The following is a 5,652-nucleotide window of genomic DNA, read 5'->3' on the forward strand; positions in this document are numbered from 1 at the left end:
GCTATAATCGGCCTCCCTTTCCGTTCAAGAAAAATCATCTCATCATGCGGACTTTCACCAAGCTGCTCCTGCCGCTCTTCACCGCACTGGTAGCCAGCACGGCCCATGCCGACATCTGCGCCGACCTGCGCGCCATCCACCAGCAGTCGCAATCGCACTTCGACGGCTGGAAGAAGGATGGCCCGGATTCGGTCATGAAGGGCGACAGACAGGGCCCGATCTATCTCTCCAACTTCATGCTCGATGGCGCCCAGAGCTGTGCCATCACCAGCAATTCCTCGGTCTACACCTGCATCTGGCGCTATGCCACGCCGGCCGACATGGGCCGCGCCTACCAGCGCATGGTCAATGAGGTGAAGGCTTGTGCACCGCTGGCCAAGGAGCCGCCCGGCATCATCGCCGACGAACCCCAGGAGCGCCGCCAGGGCGACCTGCGCCAAGTGACCGAAGTGACCGGTCTGGACTACGCTGATGCCGAAGTGACGATTCTGATCGGGCAGATGCAATTGACCGGTCCCAATGGCCTGGCGCGCAACGAACTCAAGCTCAGTTTCTCGAGGGCAGTCTCTGGCAGGACAGTGACATACCCGACGTCATTGGTCATCTCGCTCCTCATAACTTGGTCAAACAAGGAGCCAGGCATGGTCGTCTGGACGATATCGTGGGCACAGGCTTCGTACTGCTGGCCAGGAACAAGGACGCGTTACATTCCCTCTCCGGCTACAGTGCAACCTTCCTGGAGCATATCGGGGCATATGTTGCCTACCTCGGTGAGCCAAGTGATGCCCATGCGCTGCAGGAAGAAGGCGACAAGATCCGCAGCTTCTTCGATGCAAACCAGATCGCCGTAGCGCTTATTCGTCCAGACTTTTACATCTATGGTGCCGTGACTCGCCCCGAGAGACTGGATGACATGGTTCGAGCACTGGCCAAGACTTTCCAATATCAGGTCCGTCCTTTTCATCAGAACGGCCATCGAAGCCTCACAGCAGGCGAATTGACAGGAGCAATCGCACATGATTAAGGTCCTTGAGGGCATTCGCGTCATCGAGCAAGGAACATTCATCACCGGACCCGCTGCAGGCATGATGCTGGCAGACCTCGGCGCCGATGTTATCAAGGTCGAGCAGCCCGACACCGGAGATCCTTTCCGCGCATTCAAAGGGGGCCTGTACAGTCCACACTTCCAGACGTACAACCGCAACAAGCGCAGCATTGCACTCAACAACAAGATACCGGAAGACCTGGCCTTGTTTGAAGAGCTCATCGGCTCGGCCGACGTCTACATCCAGAACTTCCGTCCTGGCGCTGCTGAACGTTTGGGAGCGGGAGAAAAACGTCTGCGCGAAATCAATCCAAAGCTGATTTACTGTGCCATCAGCGGATTCGGGCAGACTGGCCCCTCGTCTGGTCGCCCGAGCTATGACACGGTAGCCCAGGCAGCCAGCGGCTACCTCAACTTACTGGTCAATCCTGCCAATCCTCGTGTGGTAGGTCCAGCCATCGCGGATGCCATGACCGGTTTTTATGCCGCCTATGGAATTATGGGTGCGCTCTTCGAACGTAGTCGTACCGGCAAGGGACGAAAGGTGGAGGTGTCGATGCTTGAGGCCATGTCCCACTTCAATCTTGATGCATTCACGCATTACTATTCGGCCAACGAAGTGATGGGACCATTCAGTCGGCCAAGCGTGTCCCAGTCTTACGTTCTGCAATGCAAGGATCAGAAATGGATAGCCTTGCACATGTCGTCACCCGAAAAATTCTGGCAAGGCTTGGCCAATGCCATTGAGCGACCCGACATCTTCAAGGATGAACGCTTTGCTACCCGTGGAGGGCGCATTCGCAATCAAGATGCCTTGATCGACCTTTTGGGCGGCATCTTCAAGGCAAACACACGTGATCTCTGGTGCCGCAAACTGGAAGCCGAAGACGTTCCCCATGCGCCCATGTACGACACCAGTGAAGCGCTAGAGGATCCCCAGGCAAAACACTTGCAGCTTCTCATTTCGGCAACGCATCCCATCATGGGGGAATTCAAGACCGTTCGCAGTCCGATTTCCTACGATGATGTCCGCCCCCTTGAAGTGACGGCGCCACCGTTACTGAACGAGCACGCCGAAGAAATCAAGGCTGAATTGAAGAACCGCAGGGGCTGAATATTCTGCCCTCCAGTCATCTTTTTTCGGCCGGAATCACCTCGACCATTTCCATGGACATTCCACCCCTCGTTCCTGCAGCAAATATCAGCCTGCTTTTCCGGGAACATGCATTCCTTGAGCGCTTTCAATCAGCGCGGCGTGCTGGATTTTCCGGTGTCGAATTTCTCTATCAAGAAGAAATATACTTGCCATCGATACGACGTGCCTTGCAGGAATACGGCCTGAAGCATGTCCTGGCCAACATGCAAGGCTCTCAGGATGACAAGGGTCTGGCCGCTGTTGCCGGTAGAGAGCTGGAGTTTCGGGAAAGATTCGATCGTTCACTGGCAGCTGCTTGCCAGACGCAAGCGCAGATGCTGCATGTCACAGCGGGAATCGTGCAGCACCACGATATGCCTGAAGCGCGGGAAGTGTTTCATCGCAATATGGAATGGGCCGGCAAGGTTGCGGCGAAGGCCGGCATCGTGATCGTCATTGAAGCCATCAATCAGATCGATGTGCCAGGATATTTCTTGCGTTCGCTGGAGGATGCCATTGGCTGGTGCAGCTTGCTGCACACCCACAATGTCGCGCTGCTTCTGGATCTCTATCATGCCGGTAGACAGCGCTTGCCCCCGCAGGCGTTGATCGAGAACGCACTTCCATGGACCCGGCATCTCCAGATCGCCGGCCTGCCCAACCGCAACGAGCCGACCATGGACAAGGCGACCATAGCGACTTTGCAGGAATTGGTACGGGGTGGTTATCGAGGTTGGCTGGGCGCGGAATACCATCCGCAAGGATCCACCGAAGATGGCCTGGGATGGTTATCAGAGCTACCAACGGCCTTAGACCATTAAGCTCAGTCGCGCCCTCCAAACCATAAGCCCGAGCCTGGTTGCTCGGGCTTTTTCACTGGAACTCATGTCTATGGATGACAGGAGTTCCAAGTGGGGAGGCCGCTCATGCGGCCTCGTGCCACCGACTTACACCAGGACCGGAATGATCAGGTTCGAGCAGAAATCGCCGCCGGTATGAATGGAGTACTTTCCCTTGTTGACGCTCCACTCATGCCGGTTGGTGACGTTAGGCAAGGGGTAACGGTTGACGTCACGATCTTGAATGACAAGACGCAAGCCCTCCCCTTTTTTGAAGGCAGTCCCAGAGGGCCATACTTCAATATCGAGCCTGGTCGGTTCCCCGATGTTCAGGGGTGCAATCTCCACATGCGGATGGAAAGGACGGTTAGGCAAGCTTTGCGCGGCATCAACGGCGCGATGGGAAGCACGCAGCCAACCGAGCGCCATCGGGCCATCTTCGAATTGCGCGCAATAGGCGAACGGCACTACATTGCCTTCCTGATCCAGCTTCTGGATGGCAACGAAGACATCGGCATCGCCCGTCTCATGTGCCGAAAGATACAAGTGCAAGCCGATGGCGCCGACGACGGAGGTATCCTCGCTGAAGCGAAAATCGAACGTGACCGGCTCCGCCGTATCCGTGCCAGTCATATAGGAGGCGGTCGCGGCATCCTTGACTGGCGACACTTGCAGCGTATGGCTGCTCGCGTCCAGGTACAAGGTCGTCAATTCAGTGTTCTGCAATGGCCACGATTGCGCGTCGATAAATTGACCGGAGTAGAAAGCATCACGCAGCTCCAGTCGTACCTTCGGCCACGACGATACACCAGCTTCCTGGCCTTTCAAGAACTGTGTATAGAACTGCTCCTGGCGCTTGAGGCTGGCAGGCTCGTAGTAGTAGCCCCATTTCTTTCGGCCATGGATTTCGAGCCATTTCTGCGCCGAGGAAATGCGCTGAAACCCCTCCAACGTGCCGCGTGTATGAAGACCATGGTCGGACCAACTGGCCACGACATAGGCAGGCACATCGATATTCTCCAACGCTGCGATCTTCCCCTTCCAATAGTCATCGAAGAGTGGATGCTCTGCCGCCATCCTGACCAGGTCTTCATGCTGGGTCAGGCCGAACTGGGCCACGGACTGGACAAACCCATAGAACCAGCTATCCGGAATGCCACCGTGAAAAGCGATTTCCCGATAGGGATCGGTCCAGCCCTCCCAAGGATTGATGGCAGCCAGATGCGGGGGGCGCTTGGCCGCGACGTGCCACTGGGAAACTGCGAGGTAGGAGACCCCCGCCAGACCAACCCGGCCATTGCTCCATGGCTGGGTTGCGGCCCATTCTATGAGGTCGTAGTAGTCATCAGCCTCACTGCCATTGAAGTAGCTCATTGTCCCTTCGGAATTCCAGGCGCCGCGAGGATCAACATTGATGACGGCAAAACCTTTGGGGCACCAATAGACCGGATCGGGCGCCTCGAAAGCAGTGTAGGAAGACACCTGGCCTTTGGCCACGCCCGCCGTCGTGAAATATTTGTCGTACTGGATGGGCGCATGTTTTCCATAAGGACTCCAGGCAATAAGCGGCGGTACTTTTTCCGCGTCTTTGGGCCTGAAGACGTCCACGTAGATCTTGGTGCCGTCACGCAGCGTAACGGCGACGTCACGTTCGATCACCATACCGCCGTCGATGCTCACCGACGGTTTGAGTGCCGGGCCACCGGCTTGTTGCGGATTGACTGACGGGGTAAAGGCCAGCACGATTTCGCGAGATGCCATCTTGAGTCTCCTTATATAGTTTGTGTTGGGGTGATGGGGGCGCGCAATGTGTCGACCTGGCGCGTACCTTGACGTGATATTGAAAGATGTTGCCAGCGTTGTGAAATGAATTATGCCCATCGTTTCCATCTACGCCATCGATAGAACAGCCCCACATGAGGGTCACAACCTTGATGGTCACCTCCATAAAGACCCACAGCGCATTGCATGGATGCCGGGACGCCAATCCCTTCTTCATCCCGCTGCATGAACGCTCTATGTTCTCGATGATCCAGTCGCCGGTTCGCATCGACCGCGTCACTGGCTTTGATCGATATAAATCATTCCATCGTTACACCAAGCGAATATATTTACTTCGCCGTCGCACACAGATGCGCAAATCAGATGAAGAACTGATGTCGTGCTGATTCAACGGTGCGATAGCTATCCAAAAAAGCCAATCGAAAAATTGATAAGCAATCCGAAGGAGGAGACAAGATGAAAAGCCGTTTTTGGTCGAGCGCAATTGCGGTGACCGCCAGTATGACGATCCTTGGAGCCGGTCCGGCTAAAGCCACGGAAAATGGTATCGCCAGCTACCCGGTGGGGGTCAGTACCGTACTCAATGGCATATTGCCGGCCCCAGGTGAAACCCGGTTTTACAACTACATGCAATACTACTCGGCCAACAAGTTCGCTGGCCCCAACGGTCAAAGCATCATTCCGGGTTTCAAGAGTAGTGTTTTCGTCGAAGCGCCGCGCATCATCCATACCTGGAACCAGACGCTGGGACCATTCAGTCTGTCCAGCGGGATCATTGTCCCACTCTTCAATACCGATCTGACTCTGCCCTGTAGTAGTGGCTCCAAGACGNCGTGGGCGACATCATCATT

At 55.8% G+C, this 5,652-nt stretch carries 6 protein-coding genes; 5 read left to right on the plus strand and 1 reads right to left on the minus strand.

Annotated elements, in window-relative coordinates; genetic code table 11:
* Positions 1-44: 44 nt before the first annotated feature.
* The 3 genes from I5W_RS33135 to I5W_RS05015 all read left to right on the plus strand — a co-directional run bounded on the left by I5W_RS33135 (position 45) and on the right by I5W_RS05015 (position 3,001).
* Positions 45-851 carry a hypothetical protein gene (locus I5W_RS33135; protein WP_252716901.1) on the plus strand — a complete coding sequence of 269 codons (807 nt, stop codon included), beginning with the start codon at positions 45-47 and terminating at the stop codon, positions 849-851.
* A 165-nt stretch (positions 852-1,016) separates the two neighbouring features.
* On the plus strand, positions 1,017-2,159 hold the full coding sequence (locus I5W_RS05010) for a CaiB/BaiF CoA transferase family protein (protein WP_026051987.1): 1,143 nt from the start codon (positions 1,017-1,019) through the stop codon (positions 2,157-2,159).
* Positions 2,160-2,212: 53 nt separating this feature from the next.
* Positions 2,213-3,001 (plus strand): hydroxypyruvate isomerase family protein, encoded by a 789-nt coding sequence (locus tag I5W_RS05015; RefSeq protein ID WP_252716902.1) that lies wholly within the window; start codon positions 2,213-2,215, stop codon positions 2,999-3,001.
* Between the two features lie 126 nt (positions 3,002-3,127).
* Here I5W_RS05015 and I5W_RS05020 read toward each other — a convergent pair whose 3' ends face one another.
* The gene (locus I5W_RS05020; RefSeq protein ID WP_252716903.1) at positions 3,128-4,780 is read right to left on the minus strand and encodes a CocE/NonD family hydrolase; all 1,653 of its coding nucleotides are present in this window, start codon (positions 4,778-4,780) and stop codon (positions 3,128-3,130) included.
* Between the two features lie 170 nt (positions 4,781-4,950).
* Between I5W_RS05020 and I5W_RS33140 the strand changes: the two genes are divergently transcribed.
* Positions 4,951-5,187 carry a hypothetical protein gene (locus tag I5W_RS33140; RefSeq protein WP_252716904.1) on the plus strand — a complete coding sequence of 79 codons (237 nt, stop codon included), beginning with the start codon at positions 4,951-4,953 and terminating at the stop codon, positions 5,185-5,187.
* Positions 5,188-5,428: 241 nt separating this feature from the next.
* Positions 5,429-5,652 (plus strand): transporter (locus tag I5W_RS34390; protein ID WP_441294716.1); only part of this gene is annotated, 224 nt, incomplete at its 3' end.

This window comes from Herbaspirillum sp. B65 (genome assembly GCF_000333555.1).
Lineage (GTDB): Bacteria > Pseudomonadota > Gammaproteobacteria > Burkholderiales > Burkholderiaceae_D > Herbaspirillum > Herbaspirillum rubrisubalbicans.

What these genes read in the sequence shown, in the direction of transcription:
- I5W_RS05015 (WP_252716902.1), top strand. Translation starts at nt 2,213, where the DNA reads ATGGACATTCCACCCCTCGTTCCTGCAGCAAATATCAGCCTGCTTTTC.
- I5W_RS05020 (WP_252716903.1), bottom strand. Translation starts at nt 4,780, where the DNA reads ATGGCATCTCGCGAAATCGTGCTGGCCTTTACCCCGTCAGTCAATCCG.
- I5W_RS33135 (WP_252716901.1), top strand. Translation starts at nt 45, where the DNA reads ATGCGGACTTTCACCAAGCTGCTCCTGCCGCTCTTCACCGCACTGGTA.
- I5W_RS05010 (WP_026051987.1), top strand. Translation starts at nt 1,017, where the DNA reads ATGATTAAGGTCCTTGAGGGCATTCGCGTCATCGAGCAAGGAACATTC.